The organism is Tissierella sp. MB52-C2 (assembly GCF_030931715.1).
GTDB lineage: Bacteria > Bacillota > Clostridia > Tissierellales > Tissierellaceae > Tissierella.
In genome coordinates this window covers 1,518,609-1,532,235 of record NZ_CP133261.1, presented here as the reverse complement: position 1 = coordinate 1,532,235, position 13,627 = coordinate 1,518,609, and the positions used below count along the sequence as shown (strand labels likewise).

14 protein-coding genes are annotated in these 13,627 nt (G+C 30.2%); 1 reads left to right on the top strand and 13 read right to left on the bottom strand.

Annotated elements, in window-relative coordinates; translation table 11 throughout:
* Window positions 1–265: 265 nt before the first annotated feature.
* Window positions 266–1,582, top strand: a complete 1,317-nt coding sequence (locus RBU61_RS07510; RefSeq protein WP_308879023.1) for an aminotransferase class I/II-fold pyridoxal phosphate-dependent enzyme — start codon at window positions 266–268, stop codon at window positions 1,580–1,582.
* Window positions 1,583–1,703: 121 nt separating this feature from the next.
* Here RBU61_RS07510 and RBU61_RS07505 read toward each other — a convergent pair whose 3' ends face one another.
* The 13 genes from RBU61_RS07505 to RBU61_RS07445 form a co-directional block, all read right to left on the bottom strand.
* Window positions 1,704–2,303 carry a MerR family transcriptional regulator gene (locus RBU61_RS07505; RefSeq protein ID WP_308879022.1) on the bottom strand — a complete coding sequence of 200 codons (600 nt, stop codon included), beginning with the start codon at window positions 2,301–2,303 and terminating at the stop codon, window positions 1,704–1,706.
* Window positions 2,304–2,520: 217 nt separating this feature from the next.
* Window positions 2,521–3,519 carry a M42 family metallopeptidase gene (locus tag RBU61_RS07500; RefSeq protein ID WP_308879021.1) on the bottom strand — a complete coding sequence of 333 codons (999 nt, stop codon included), beginning with the start codon at window positions 3,517–3,519 and terminating at the stop codon, window positions 2,521–2,523.
* Window positions 3,519–4,538, bottom strand: a complete 1,020-nt coding sequence (locus tag RBU61_RS07495; protein ID WP_308879020.1) for a M42 family metallopeptidase — start codon at window positions 4,536–4,538, stop codon at window positions 3,519–3,521. Before RBU61_RS07495 ends, RBU61_RS07500 begins: the two co-directional genes overlap by 1 nt.
* Window positions 4,529–5,584, bottom strand: a complete 1,056-nt coding sequence (locus tag RBU61_RS07490; protein ID WP_308879019.1) for a M42 family metallopeptidase — start codon at window positions 5,582–5,584, stop codon at window positions 4,529–4,531. The genes RBU61_RS07495 and RBU61_RS07490 overlap by 10 nt, the downstream gene beginning before the upstream one ends.
* A 35-nt stretch (window positions 5,585–5,619) precedes the next feature.
* The gene (locus RBU61_RS07485) at window positions 5,620–6,396 is read right to left on the bottom strand and encodes a protein-glutamate O-methyltransferase CheR (RefSeq protein WP_308879017.1); all 777 of its coding nucleotides are present in this window, start codon (window positions 6,394–6,396) and stop codon (window positions 5,620–5,622) included.
* Window positions 6,397–6,484: 88 nt separating this feature from the next.
* Window positions 6,485–8,461, bottom strand: coding sequence for a bifunctional 4-hydroxy-3-methylbut-2-enyl diphosphate reductase/30S ribosomal protein S1 (locus tag RBU61_RS07480; protein WP_308879016.1), 1,977 nt, complete (start codon window positions 8,459–8,461; stop codon window positions 6,485–6,487).
* Window positions 8,442–9,056, bottom strand: coding sequence for a lysophospholipid acyltransferase family protein (locus RBU61_RS07475; protein ID WP_308879015.1), 615 nt, complete (start codon window positions 9,054–9,056; stop codon window positions 8,442–8,444). The genes RBU61_RS07480 and RBU61_RS07475 overlap by 20 nt, the downstream gene beginning before the upstream one ends.
* A gap of 3 nt (window positions 9,057–9,059) precedes the next feature.
* Window positions 9,060–9,722: a (d)CMP kinase gene (gene cmk, locus RBU61_RS07470; protein WP_308879014.1), complete on the bottom strand. Its 663-nt coding sequence runs from the start codon at window positions 9,720–9,722 to the stop codon at window positions 9,060–9,062.
* A gap of 54 nt (window positions 9,723–9,776) precedes the next feature.
* Window positions 9,777–10,145 (bottom strand): chorismate mutase, encoded by a 369-nt coding sequence (gene aroH / locus RBU61_RS07465; protein WP_308879013.1) that lies wholly within the window; start codon window positions 10,143–10,145, stop codon window positions 9,777–9,779.
* 76 nt (window positions 10,146–10,221) lie between these two features.
* Complete coding sequence (locus RBU61_RS07460; RefSeq protein WP_308879012.1) at window positions 10,222–11,448, bottom strand: NAD(P)/FAD-dependent oxidoreductase; 1,227 nt, start codon at window positions 11,446–11,448, stop codon at window positions 10,222–10,224.
* Complete coding sequence (locus tag RBU61_RS07455; RefSeq protein WP_308879011.1) at window positions 11,449–12,063, bottom strand: histidine phosphatase family protein; 615 nt, start codon at window positions 12,061–12,063, stop codon at window positions 11,449–11,451.
* A gap of 125 nt (window positions 12,064–12,188) precedes the next feature.
* Entirely contained in the window at window positions 12,189–13,079 is an 891-nt protein-coding gene (locus RBU61_RS07450; protein WP_308879010.1) for a MurR/RpiR family transcriptional regulator, read from the bottom strand.
* Window positions 13,063–13,626 carry a 2-oxoacid:acceptor oxidoreductase family protein gene (locus tag RBU61_RS07445; RefSeq protein ID WP_308879009.1) on the bottom strand — a complete coding sequence of 188 codons (564 nt, stop codon included), beginning with the start codon at window positions 13,624–13,626 and terminating at the stop codon, window positions 13,063–13,065. Before RBU61_RS07445 ends, RBU61_RS07450 begins: the two co-directional genes overlap by 17 nt.
* Window position 13,627: the final 1 nt, after the last annotated feature.

The window sequence follows — 13,627 nt, the reverse complement described above, 5'->3', positions numbered from 1 at the left end:
TTCACTATTTATAATCTTAGGAACTTTCTTTTTTGCTTTTTATTTTAGAAGTTTTAACTAGAGAAAAGTAGAATTGAATATAAAATATATTAACTTCTACTATATGCATAATTATAAATAATATTAAAACCAGAAATAGGAAATAATTTAAGTAAATGTTTAAGATTAAGATGAAATTAATTTAAATTAGTGTATAATAAAGGTATGTAGCTAATTAAATTTATTGGCACAATCTTCTATAAATCAAAAGAGGGGGAGAATTGTAATGAGTAAACCAATATTATCAGCACATTTTGAATCAAGAACACCATCAGATGTTCGTTTAGCTCAAATGAAATATGATGAGCGTCCAGTAAAGCCTGAGGCAGTAATAAATGTGGGAATAGGAAATGTGTCTTTACCAACAAACCCAGCTATGCAAAAGAGAATGTTTGCACTTAATGCACCTGAGAGTCCTTTTGCTAGTGGAGTAATTAGATATTCAGGAACAGCAGGTACTGTTGAGGCACAAAATGCATTTAAGAACATCTTAGAAAGTGAAGGATTCGATACAAGTAATCTTCATGTTCAAATAACAGATGGTGGTTCATCTGGTATGGAGCTATTAATTTTGGGAGTTTGTGGTCCAGCTGGAACTGATGAGAGACCTCTGATGATGATTGACCCTGCTTATACAAACTATATTTCCTTTGCGGAAAGAGTAGGACGTAAAACAGTAACTATAAAACGTCATATGGGAGAAGACGGCAAATTCAATTTACCAAATATGGATGAAGTTGAAGAAATGATAAAAGCAAATAATCCAGGGGCACTTTTAGTAATCCCTTATGATAACCCAACGGGTCAATACTACACATATGATACTTTAAAAGACCTTGCAAGATTATGCGTTAAATATAATATGTGGATGGTAAGTGATGAAGCTTATCGTGAATTATACTATGATGATAACGAAAAACTTGTAAGTATTTGGGGATTAACAGATACTGATATTCCAGGAATTGAAGGCAGAAGAATTAGTATTGAGACAGCTTCCAAAGTATGGAATGCTTGCGGTTTAAGAATAGGAGCAGTAATTACAGATAATGCAGATTTTAATAACCGTTCAATCGCAGAATATACTGCTAATCTATGTGCAAATGTAATTGGCCAATATATTTTTGGAGCGTTAGCACATGAGAGTAAAGAAGATATACTTGGATGGTGTAAACAACAGAGAGATTATTATAAAGATCAAATAATAAAGGTTTACAACGGACTTAAGGAACAAGAGCCAAATCTTATAGTATCAAGCCCAGATGCATCAATTTATTCAGTAATTGATGTAAGAAATGTTGTAAAGCCAGGCTTCGATTCAATTGATTTTGTTCTATACTGTGCAGGAAAGGGTTCCGTTGTAATAGACGGAGTAGAAACAACTCTTCTTGTTGCACCAATGAAGGGATTCTATGATATTGAAAATGATGAAGAAAATCCAGGTAAAACTCAGTTCAGAATTTCCTTTGTAGAATCACCTGAAAACATGGTTAAAATTCCTGAACTTTTTATTAAACTTTTAAAACAATACGAGTCACAAAGATAATATAAAAAGGATTTATCTGGTATAGTATATTATTACCTATATTTGGTAGTAATATACTATGCCTTATCCCATGAGAAAGATTATTCTAAAGTCACTAGAAATATATAACTTATATTCTATCTTATTTATTTTTCATAAATATTCTTTTAAAAAAACTTATTTGTTTTTCTTCTATTTCTTTTAACTTACCTTTTAGTTCAATATTTTCGAATTCTTTTTCCTTAACTTGCATTTTTAACTTCGCATTTTCACATATTAATACATCTCTTTCTTTTGAATTCAACTCATTCCTAAGCATTGCCACTTCATTTTTTAATTCTTCTATTACATTGATATTTTTTTCAGATCCTTCATTGATATGGGTTAATAATTTTTCAAAAAACTCTTCTTCTAAAGTCATGCTTATTTCCTTAGCTAATTGATAAGTATCGAAGTACATATTATCACTGGCTGACACTATGCCAGATTCTTCCTGATTACTCATTATAACTTCTGGAGATTGTATAATAAGCTTTATCTGTTTATTTGTAAAACCTTTATCCTGTAGAGTTTTTATATATTGTATCAACTCAATCTCTTTATATGTAAAATATCTGTGATTTGAATTATTTCTAGGAACGTCAATTTCAAATTCTTTCTCATAATATCTTAAAACATGCGGAGCATATCCAGTAATTTCAGATACTTCTGATATGGTATATTCGTGATTTAAATCCAACATAGTATATTCCCCTTCCAAATCCAGTCTACTATTATATATTTCTCCATATAAGATTAAAATCCTCTATTTTAAAGAAAATTTTTTCATACAAATTATCCTGTAATAATGCAAAATCTACCATAATACTACATGAATCCCAATGAAACAAAAGAAAGAAGATCCATTTATTTAAAAATGGATCTTCTTTCTATATTTTTGTCTAAAAATCTGAACAAAACTAAATATCTAATTCATTCTCCAGAAACTCTATTAAAAGTTTAGTACAGTTAATTATATCATTTTTAGATGCCATTTCCACAGTAGAATGTACATATCTTGTAGGTATAGAGATTACTCCTGATGGAACTCCTTCCATATTTACATGAATAGCACCTGAATCTGTACCACCAAATTCTAATACTTCCATTTGATAAGGTATATTATTATCTTTAGCTAAATTAACAAGCAAATTCTTTACCTTTGGATGACAAATAATAGAATTATCTTTTACTTTAATAGCAGCCCCTTTGTTTAATCCGATTGCAAATCTCTTTGCCTTAGGAGTGTCTCCATGAGACGTCACATCTAGAGCTATACCAACATCTGGGTTAATCCTATATGCAGCAGTCTTAGCTCCTCTAAGTCCTACCTCTTCTTGTACTGAAAATACAAAGTATAAATCATTAGCTGGGTTTTTTATAGATTTTAAAGCTTCAATTGCTACAAAACATCCTACTCTATCATCTAAATAAGGAGTGAATACTACATTTTCATTTTCCACATATTCTGATTTGTATATACAAATATCACCTATGCTTATTTTTCTCTCAGCTTCTTCTTTACTAAATGCTCCAATATCTATATACATATTTTCTAATTTTAATTTAGATATATCATCAACAGGTTCAGCATATATAATTCCAATAGTGCCATTTTCAAAAATAACCCTTTGACTTAAAGAAACTACAGGGGATATTCCACCAACATTTGTAAATCTTAAGAATCCTTTTTCATCTATATCAATTACCATAAGTCCTATTTGATCCATATGGGCAGAGATCATAACTTTTTTTCCAGCACCTTTTTTTCTAGCAATTAGATTTCCTAGAGCATCTACTTCTATCTCATCTACAAAATCTTTAATTTCATTTGTAATATAGTCTCTCGTTAAATCTTCATTACTCGCTGGTCCATATACGCTAACTAAATCCTTTAATAGGTTAAAGTTTATATTCATTATAATTCCTCCTTTTCAAATTCAGATAAAATAGCCTTTAGTAAATCATAAGTATGATTATAATCCTTTTTGCTCATTACAGATGTTGGTGAATGTATATATCTACAAGGTACAGATATAGTAGTTGTTACTGAACCTTCTTTAGTAGTATGAATCCTTCCAGAATCATTTCCACCCATAGATGTCTTTCTATATTGATATGGAATATTATTCTTTTCAGCAATACTAGTAATCTTTTCTCTAAAATTACGATCATATACAGTCGTTCTATCTATTAATGATATTGCAGGACCTTTATTTAAATAAGTAGGTACTAAATGCGTATCAAGCTTTGGCATATCATAACATAATGTTCCTTCTAATACTAATGAAATATCGGGATCAACTTCATAAGCAGCAGGACCAGCTCCTACTAACCCTACCTCTTCCATTACTGTAAATACTCCATAGAAGCTTATATCTTTAACTTCTTTAATTAGATTAATTAAAAGTGAACATCCAACTCTATTGTCAAGGGCCTTTGCCTTAACCAAGTCTTCACCAAATTCAATATAATCAGATTTGAAAGTTACATAGTCTCCTATTTGAACTAACTTTTCAGCTTCTTCTTTAGAGTTAACTCCTATATCTATATATAATTCATCTATACCAAGTGCCCTAGTCCATTCTTGTCTTTTTTGCAAATGAATTGGTTTTGCACCTATTACCCCATCAGTCTTATCTTTTCCAACTAGAACAGGTTTTGATACTAAAATTCTTTTATCAACTCCACCTACTGTAGTGAATTTAAGCAGACCTAAATTATCAATATCTGTAACTAATAATCCAACCTCATCCATATGTGCTGTTATCATTAACTTCTTACTAGTATCTTTACCTTTTTTATATGCAATAATATTACCTATTCTATCTATTTTAAAAGACTCTACATGATCTTTTATCTCAGAGATTATTAAATCTCTAACCTCTTTTTCATTTCCAGAAATTCCTGAAGCCTCTGTTAGTTGTTTTAGTAGCATAATAATCCCTCCAAATTCTCATTAGAAATAGAAGCAATAAAGAATGCCAATAGCTTAGCACTATGCTTTATATCAACCATATCAACTACTTCTACTGATGTATGCATATATCTCAATGGTATAGATAATACTAAAGAAGGAACACCTTCTTTGGTCATTATCATGGCTCTAGCATCTGTTCCTGTTAAACCTGGAGTGATTTCCATTTGAAAAGGAATATTATATTCCCCAGCTACCTCTGTAAGATTTTTTCTAAGTCCTGGGTGGATATTGCCTCCTAAAGTAATACCAGGCCCCTTTCCTAATTCTATGGAATCAGCCTTAGAAAGTTCAGGAGTTGCTCCAAATCCAACATCAACAGCTATACCAATATCAGGATTAATTCCAAAAGTACTTACTATAGCCCCTGCCATTCCTACTTCCTCTTGAATTGTAGATACAAAATATACATCAGCATCATGTTTCATCTTATTTAATTCTTTTATAGTCTCATAAATAACAGCTACTCCAGCCCTATCATCTAATGCTTTTGATGCCACTCTACTACCTTGCAGGTTTGTTAAGGACCTTCTAATGGTTATGACATCTCCTATATTTACAAGCTCATCTACTTTTTCCTTTGAGTACCCAATATCTATAATCATATCTTCCATCTTGATTGCCTTATCATGTTCAGATGGTTCTTGTAAATGAGGTGGTTTAGACCCTATAACACCAAATAAATCCTCTTTACCATGTACTATAACTTCTTGACCTAATATAGTTCTAGGATCAATTCCTCCTATATTAGTAAACCTAATGAAACCATTCTCCTCAATGTCCTTTACCATTAGACCTATTTCATCCATATGGGCAGCAAGCATTATTTTAACATTGTCTGTATCAGATGATCCCTTCTTTAATGCTATAACATTTCCCAATTTGTCTGTCTTAATGTCATCAGCATATTTATTAAATGCTGATATTATTCCATCTTGTAAATTATGCTCATACCCTGAAACTCCATTTCCATTACATAGTAACTCTAAAAGTACTTTGGTATCCAAATTTATACCTCCTTTATTTTATAAGTTTAAAAGAACTAAACTATCTTTTCATAAAAAAAAGTTTTAGCTGTTTTTAGCTTATGTTTTTCAGGCATAATTATCTGCTCAGTACTTCCTACAAATAATATTCCTTTTTCATTTAGCGAATTATAAAACTTTGAATATAGAAGTTCTTTTGCTTCCTCAGTAAAATAAATCATCACATTTCTACAGGTTATTAAATCAATATTTGAGGGAAACCTGTCTTTAAGTAAATCCATTTTCTTATATTCTACACATTTTTTTATTTCATCTGAGATTTTATATGATCCTTCAATTTTAGTAAAATATTTTTCCTTAAATCCATTAGGTAGGTTAGCCAATGATTTTTCATTATAAAGTCCTAGTTTAGCCTTATTCATAGCTTCTTCATCAATATCTGTTGCTAATACTTTAATATCTCTTAAAGGAAAAAAATTAGACAACATCATCACTAGGGAGTAAGGTTCTTCTCCTGTAGAGCAGGCAGAACTCCAAATCTTTAATCCTCCTTTATTTTTATCCATTAAAGAAGGAATAATATCATTTTGTAGAACTACCCATTGAGAAGGATTACGATAAAACTCAGATACATTTATGGTTAAATAATTGATAAATTGTTCTAAAAGAACTTTGTTCTCTTTTAATCCAATAAAGTAATCATCAAAATCTCTAAAATTATTTCTAGTTAAAAGGGATGATATTCTTCTTTTCATCTGTTTTTCTTTATAATAATTTAGATCGATATTAACCAATCTATTTACATCTTTTTTAAACGCTTCATATTTAGCCATTCTTGTCCCCCTGAAATTATTTAAACAAAAATACAATATAGGGCTTTAATGTATTTTCATACATCAAAACCCTTCATTATCAATTGTATTAATCTTGATCCACAATGTCTCCAATAGTTATTTCTGGCTCTTCGTCTATCTTGTGACTTATTGTTTCTTCTGTCTCACTTGGCTCTAAAGCTTCTTTTAAACTTAAACCTACTTTCTTTCCTTCTTCATCTATATCTATAACTTTCACATTAATTTTTTGTCCAACTTTTAATGCATCAGATGGCTTATTTATATGCTCTTTAGATATTTGAGAAACATGTAATAGACCATCTACACCTTCATTTAATCTAACAAAAGCACCAAAATCCAATAAATTCACTACTGTACCTTCAACTATATCTCCTACATTTACATTTTTAGAGAATAAAGACCATGGTTCTTCAACAGTTTGCTTTAATCCTAAGGAAATTCTATTTTTATCTTTATCAAGAGCTAATATCTTAACTAAAACCTTTTCTCCTTCTTTAACAACATTTGAAGGATGTTTAACTCTATTCCAAGATAAATCTGATATGTGAATTAATCCATCAACTCCACCTAAGTCAACAAATGCACCAAAGTCAGTAAGTCTTTGCACTACTCCTTCTACTACTTGGTCTACTGATATATTTGCCCATAATTCTTTTCTCTTATTGCTTAGTTCTTCTCTTTCTACTTCTTTTCTTGATAGTATAACTCTTCTTTTTTCTTTATCAAAATCAATAATCTTAGCTATTAATGTTTTACCCTTATATACGCTTAAATCACTTACGAAACTAGTAGAAACTTGGGAAGCCGGCATAAATCCATTTATACCATTTACCAATATTGCAAGACCACCTTTGATGCTGTTTAATACCTTACATTCAACTCTGTCTTTATTGTTAAACATTACTTCGATTTCATCCCAGTTTTTGAAATCATTAGCTCGTTTTGCAGAAAGTACAACGTTTCCTTCACCATCATCTATTTTAACTACAAAAACATTTATTTCATCTCCAACTTTATATAAATCCTTAGGCTTTACCTCTGGGTCATTAGATAATTCTTCTCTATTAACTATACCATCTGATCTATAATTTATATTAACCATAACTTCGTTATTAGTAACATAGATTACTTCACCTTTTAATACATCTCCTCTACGAATTTTGGTAAAAGAATTCTCGATTGCTTCCATCATTTCATTGTTGTTGATATTGTCCATTGTTTCAACTACCTCCTTAATTATCCAATCAGGTGTAGAAGCACCTGCTGTTATTCCTATTTTATTAAATTTTGATAGTGTTTGTAAAGGTAATTCTTTTGAAGTTTCTATATGATATACATTTTTACAATATTTTTTACTAACTTCTGCTAATTTCCTCGTATTTGAGCTATGATATCCCCCTATTACTATCATTGCATCAACCTGTGAGGATAGTTGTCTACATGACTCTTGTCTTAGATTAGTTGCATTGCAAATCGTATTAAATATTTTAACTTCCTTACCTTTTCCTTTAATGATTTCAGATAAAGTTTCAAACTTTTCTTGTGTATTTGTAGTTTGAGAAACTACGCATATTTTATCCATAATAGGTAAATTTGTTGCTTCTTCTAAAGAATTTACAATAAATGCATTATTATTACACCAGCCATTTATACCTATTATTTCAGGATGATTTGGATCTCCAATTATTATTATATTATATCCTTGATTTTCATATTCTTCAACCCTCTTATGTACAGATTTTACATAAGGACAAGTACTGTCGATGATCTCTAAGTCTTTTTCATTGATTGTATCGATAACACTTTTACTTACTCCATGGGCTCTTATAATTATCTTACTATTATTTATTCCTTCTATGTCATTAGTATCATCAATTGTTTGTAAGCCTTCTTCTTTTAATTTTTCCACTGCTTGTTGATTATGAATTAAGGGTCCAAGAGAATAGATGTCTTTGCTAGGGTTTAGCAACTCATTATTTGTCATATCTACAGCTCTCTTAACACCAAAACAAAAACCAGCATTATCAGCTATGATTATCTCCAATTTTGCCTTCCTCCTTATATTTATTTGAATATATTGATTGCAAAATTTCCTGACTCAATCGGCTATACTCCTCTGTACCTAGTTTTTCATCATAATATTTTGAGAAATCAATAGGTTTTCCAAAATAAACTTTAATTTTTCTAAAAATTTTATAATTCCCTTCAATATAAACAGGCAGAACCCTAGAACGTGATTTTATACTTATTAATGAAATTCCTGGTTTTGCGTTCTTTAAATTAAACTCTTTAACTCTAGTACCTTCTGGAAACATTCCCAATACTCCTTCTTTTTTTAGAACCTTTAGAGCATTTTTAATTGCTGATAAATCGGATTCTTCTCTATCTACAGGAAATGCACCTAGTTTTTTTAATAAAGATGATAATGTTTTACTTTTAAATAGTTGTTTCTTTGCCATCCAGGAAACTTCTCTTGGGAATACTATAGATAAAATAAGTGGATCAAAATTATGTATATGATTTGAACATAATACTAGTCTGCCATCCATAGGAATATTTTCTTCTCCATGGACTTCTATTCTATATATTATCTTAAAGACAAATCCTGCTGCTGTCTTTACTACTTTATAAAAGCTCATCTCCTACCTCCCACTACTGACTATTGAAATTATTTCTTCTACACATTCATCTATAGTTTTATCGGTAGTATCTAATCTATAAGCATCCTTACTCTCTACTAAAGGGGCGATTTCTCTTGTACTATCTATTTTATCTCTAGATTCTATTTCTTTTTTTATATTTTCATATGATATATCTTTTTCACCTTTTTCAATAAGTTCTTTATATCTTCTATTAGCTCTTTCTTCAACACTTGCAGTAATAAAAAACTTAAAGTCTGCATTGGGAAAAACTACTGTAGCTATATCTCTACCGTCCATAACTACTGATTTGGTTTTAGCTAATTCGCGCTGAATCTTTACCATTCCTTCTCTTACTTCTTTGATTTTAGCAACATAGGAAACATTTTGATTTATAATGTTTTCTCTTATTTCTCTATCTATTTGAACGTTATCGAGGTAAATATGATTATTTCTAAAATCAATCGAAGTACTTTTCATGGTATCTATAACATCATCAACAGATTTAGGATCTAAACCTAAATTTAATACCTTAAAAGTTAAAGCTCTATACATCGCACCTGTATCTATATATTCAAAAGATAAAATCTCTGCTATTTTCTTTGCAACTGTACTTTTGCCTGCCCCTGCTGGTCCATCTATGGCAATTGTAATATTCTTATTCATTATACCCCTCCTAAAATTACCTTCAATACAAAATAATAACCACCTTTGGGTGGCTTAAGGATTGTTTGATAAATCAGGTCTTAAAACTTTTGCATCCCGCAAATAGATATGTTTAATATCTTCTTGAGATATATCAGAATTATAAATAATCATTATTCTAATGCATTTTTTGAGGTTTCCTTCTACTTTCATCTCATTAAAACACATAAGTCCCACATGAATATAGCCCATATCTCTAGCAGCTCTAGCAGGATATACTTTATCTAAATCATAAGTACAAGAAAATATTATACTGACAACCTTTGCCCTATCTAAATTATTTTGCTTTTCGATTTCAGTTAATAACTCCTTAGTACTATCTAATATATTTTCAACTGAATTTTCTTTTACTGTAATGGCACCTCGAATAGATACAATTTTCATAATATCACTTCCTTAATTATTATATATTAAATCCTCACTGTAGACAAGGAGTTTTAGCTTTATTGTATTCTATTTTTTATATATTACTTCCAGCTAAATAGCCTGTGGAATAAGCAATTTGTAAATTGTACCCACCTGTTAAAGCATCAACATCAATAACTTCTCCAGCAAAATATAGTCCTGAAATTAATTTTGATTCCATGGTAGATGGATTTATCTCCTTAGTAGATACTCCTCCTGATGTAATTATGGCTTCTTCTATTGGTCTAAAGGACTTGAATGTAAAGGTAAGCCCCTTTATATTATTTAATAGCCTTGTTCTTTCCTCCTTAGTAATTTGATTTACTGTCTTCTCTGGGTCTATATCGGACAAAGATATTATAGTCGGTATTAGCCTTTGAGGCAATAAATCATCCAATGCATTTCTTATATATTTATTATTGTATATCTGAAAATCTCTTAATATTCTGTCGTCTAATTTTTTTTCATCTAATGCTGGTTTTAAGTCAATTTTTAAATCAATCTTGCCATTTGTATAGTTATGCAAAGAATTACTCATAGATAATACAATAGGACCTGAAACACCATAGTGGGTGAAAATCATTTCGCCAAATTCATTATATAAAAGCTTATTTTTTGCATATGCAGATATAGTTACATTTTTGAGAGATAAGCCTTGTAATTCTTTAATCCATTCTTCATTGACTTCAATAGGAACTAAGGATGGTTTTAACTCAGTAATCTTATGGCCTAATCTCTTAGAAAACTTATATCCATCTCCCGTTGAACCAGTTGCAGGATAAGAAGCCCCTCCAGCAGCAATTATTAACTTATCGAAACTCATTTCCTTATCATTTGATTTTATTATGAATTTGGAATTATTGTAATAAATTGATGTTACATTTGTATTTAAAACTAGATTGACATTATTATGATCTAAGAATTTCTGTAAAGCTTTAATTACATCAGATGATTTATCACTTTGTGGAAATACTCTATTTCCTCTTTCTACTTTTGTTCTTAATCCATAGCCATGAAGTAAATTTAGTATATCTATATTGCTAAAGCTATAAAACCCACTGTATAGAAAATTCTTGTTCTTCATTACATTATCAAAAAAATCTTCAATTGGAGAATCATTAGTAATATTACATCTGCCCTTCCCTGTAATAAAAAGCTTTTTACCTATTCTTTCATTTTTTTCAATTAAAGTAACATCTTTTCCTCGAGATCCTGCAATTCCTGCCGCTATTATTCCAGCTGGTCCTGCTCCTATTATTCCTATTTTTTCACTTTTGTTCATTTATATTAGCTCCTTTAAATGTGAAGTATCATTTAATAATGTTAGGACATTATTATAAGTTCTACACTCTACTATACTAAGGGATACATTATTTAAAGATATATTTTTATAATGTGACATCTCAACACCTAGCAATCCTAGAATAATGACCTTTAACATAACTCCGTGAGACACTATTGCAATATTTTTATTTTGATTTTCCTTAACTATATTTTCTATATATTTCATACCCCTATGCTTTAAATCCTCTAGAGTTTCAGCTCCATCCATATTTAATTTATCTGGTTCTTTAGTCCATGTGCGATACTGATTTTTATACTTCTCTTGTAGTTCCTCTGTATTTAAGCCTTCCCATTGTCCAAAGTTTATTTCTCTAATGGCTTCGCTAGATATTAGAGGTTTATTTATTATATTAGATATGATTTTCGCCGTATCATAGGCTCTCTTTAAATCACTACTATATATTATGTCTATGTTTTCCTCAATTAACCTATTTCCCATATGGGCAGCTTGTTTTTCTCCAAGTTCTGTTAATATGGTATTTTTCTGTCCTTGAATTTTATTCAATTTATTCCATTCTGATTGTCCATGTCTTATTAAAAATATTTTAGTCAATCGTATCACCTCTATAATTTTCTTTTGTAATAGTATTTATATTATAACAAATTTTATCTATAAATAAATGTTATCATTTATGATAACATTTATTATGATATATTATATCAAATAAAAACGATATATTAAATATCGTTTTTATTTGATGATTCTTTATTATTTATGTTGTATACATTAAATCTTTTCCATATGCTTTCTAGGTCTTCAAAGGATGATTGTATATCGTCTCTTTTTTCCATACCAATGGTTACTATTAAGGCATTTATTAGACTCATTGGAGCTACTAATGAGTCTACAAAGGAAAGCATATCACTACTGGCAATCAATGCAATATCAGCATACTTAGAAGCCGGAGAAAGTAAACTATCAGTTATACTAATAATTTTACATTCTTTGTCCTTGCAAAATTCTAAAGCTTCTAGAGTTCTTTTAGAATATCTTGGATAACTAATTCCAATAATTACATCTTTTGAATCAGCCTTTAATAATTGTTCAAATACATCATTAGGCCCTGAAGTAATTACCGCAACTCTTTTAATTAAAAAATTAAGATAAAATCCTAAGTATCCTGCTAAAAATGATGAGGATCTTAATCCAAGAATATAAACATTTTCTGCCTGCAATATTAAGTCTGTGGCTTCTTGAAATGCACCATATTCTATTTCATTTATAGTCTTTTCTATATTTGCTGTATCCTTTTCCATGACTTTTTTCAATGCACTTTCTTTGCTTGAATATTTATTCACCATTGTAAGTCTTTGAACTGTGGTGAGTTTATTTTTAACTAGTTCCTGCAATTCCTTCTGGAGTTCTCTGTATCCATCGTAACCCAATGTATTTGCAAATCTTACGACGGTAGATTCACTTACGTTAACTGCTTCTCCAAGAGCTGCAGCAGTCATGAAAGCTGCTTTATCATAATTATTTATAATAAATTCAGCTATAAGCCTTTGCCCTTTACTTAAGCTATTAAAGCTATTTTGAATATTTTTAATCAAATCAACATACATCTCCATAACAATCTTCCTTATGTTCCGCTATTAGATTAAAGCCTTCTTCTAAGGCTCTTTTATTAAGCTCTTCTGTGCCCCTTGGTACCCTATCAAGTACAGCCCTTTCAAGAGAATCTCTTGTTACTATTTTAGTTAGCTCATATATGCTGCCCAAAGCTATTATATTAGCTACCATTGGCTTACCAAGCTTATCTATTGCAGTTTCTAATATAGGAACTCTATATATTTTTATATCATCTCTTTCAGGTAATCTCTCTAAAGATTTATCCATTATTAATACTCCGCCTGATTTTAATGATTGTATATATTTATCACAGGCAACCTGTGTTAAAGTAAGCATTATATCACAATCATTAACCTTGGGATAATTTATTTTTTCTTCGCTAATTATTACTTCAGCTTTACTGGCTCCCCCTCTAGCTTCAGGACCGTAAGATTGAGATTGAACTACATTCATACCATCATATAAGGCTGCTTCTGCTAATATAATTCCTGCTAGTATAAGTCCTTGACCTCCTGAACCAGTTAATCTTAACTCTTGACGTACCATA

Bases quoted from the DNA above. Each gene is read 5' to 3' on its own strand.
- RBU61_RS07510 (WP_308879023.1), top strand. From the start codon at position 266: ATGAGTAAACCAATATTATCAGCACATTTTGAATCAAGAACACCATCA.
- RBU61_RS07505 (WP_308879022.1), bottom strand. From the start codon at position 2,303: ATGTTGGATTTAAATCACGAATATACCATATCAGAAGTATCTGAAATT.
- RBU61_RS07500 (WP_308879021.1), bottom strand. From the start codon at position 3,519: ATGAATATAAACTTTAACCTATTAAAGGATTTAGTTAGCGTATATGGA.
- RBU61_RS07495 (WP_308879020.1), bottom strand. From the start codon at position 4,538: ATGCTACTAAAACAACTAACAGAGGCTTCAGGAATTTCTGGAAATGAA.
- RBU61_RS07485 (WP_308879017.1), bottom strand. From the start codon at position 6,396: ATGGCTAAATATGAAGCGTTTAAAAAAGATGTAAATAGATTGGTTAAT.
- RBU61_RS07475 (WP_308879015.1), bottom strand. From the start codon at position 9,056: ATGAGCTTTTATAAAGTAGTAAAGACAGCAGCAGGATTTGTCTTTAAG.
- cmk (WP_308879014.1), bottom strand. From the start codon at position 9,722: ATGAATAAGAATATTACAATTGCCATAGATGGACCAGCAGGGGCAGGC.
- aroH (WP_308879013.1), bottom strand. From the start codon at position 10,145: ATGAAAATTGTATCTATTCGAGGTGCCATTACAGTAAAAGAAAATTCA.
- RBU61_RS07460 (WP_308879012.1), bottom strand. From the start codon at position 11,448: ATGAACAAAAGTGAAAAAATAGGAATAATAGGAGCAGGACCAGCTGGA.
- RBU61_RS07450 (WP_308879010.1), bottom strand. From the start codon at position 13,079: ATGGAGATGTATGTTGATTTGATTAAAAATATTCAAAATAGCTTTAAT.
- RBU61_RS07445 (WP_308879009.1), bottom strand. From the start codon at position 13,626: ATGGTACGTCAAGAGTTAAGATTAACTGGTTCAGGAGGTCAAGGACTT.